A 657-nucleotide genomic window follows, 5' to 3' on the forward strand; every position below is an offset into this window, starting at 1 on the left:
CGCCAAAGAACAAGTGTCCGGAAAACTGCGCCCAATGGAGCCAACTTGCCGACAAACACAAAACTGAAAAGCCAAAGGAACAAAGAAGAACCATAACTCACTGATTTTGCGTGATTAAGCATAACGCCGCGTTAAGGGGTGAGTGCCGCATAAACCAACCTTCCGCAAACCACTTTCACCACCGAAACTCACCGCATACCAAAAATGCCACGCGGCACGAATCCCTCTTTAACGCTTTGTTATGTTTAAGCTTCAAGGGCTTACGTTTTACCAAAACCAAGATTAACTCAGCGTTGATTCACAAACAAAAGCCAAAACCTAAAAAACTGAAATGACTCATAGATTTGAAAAACAGACTTCGAATTTTGGCAATTCAAGCCCGAAAACTTGTGGTCAAAATACTGATTGAGCCAGCCGCACCTACCTCGCGCTTACTCGAAAATTGACTGAGGCAACTCTCTGAATTTCCAGAGCCAAAGAACAAGTGTCCGGAAAACTGCGTATTTCGGAGCATTCCGATCAGTCATTTCCCCCCTGTGTCAGCATAGTTGTCGCCTAGATTTTTAAGGAGATAACTATGCCAGCCAATCCAGTTCCAATTGATGTGAAAACGAAAGGCCAAACTTGGCTGTTACCACCATATAATTGGTCTCATCG

The 657-nt window shown here is 44.1% G+C and carries 1 protein-coding gene; it reads right to left on the minus strand.

Features of this window, described 5'->3' with window-relative positions:
• Positions 1-114 precede the first annotated feature (114 nt).
• Positions 115-222 (minus strand): DUF3265 domain-containing protein, encoded by a 108-nt coding sequence (locus UF06_RS23385; RefSeq protein ID WP_242401971.1) that lies wholly within the window; start codon positions 220-222, stop codon positions 115-117.
• Positions 223-657: the final 435 nt, after the last annotated feature.

The organism is Vibrio sp. S234-5, from assembly GCF_000960595.1.
Taxonomy (GTDB): Bacteria; Pseudomonadota; Gammaproteobacteria; order Enterobacterales; family Vibrionaceae; genus Vibrio.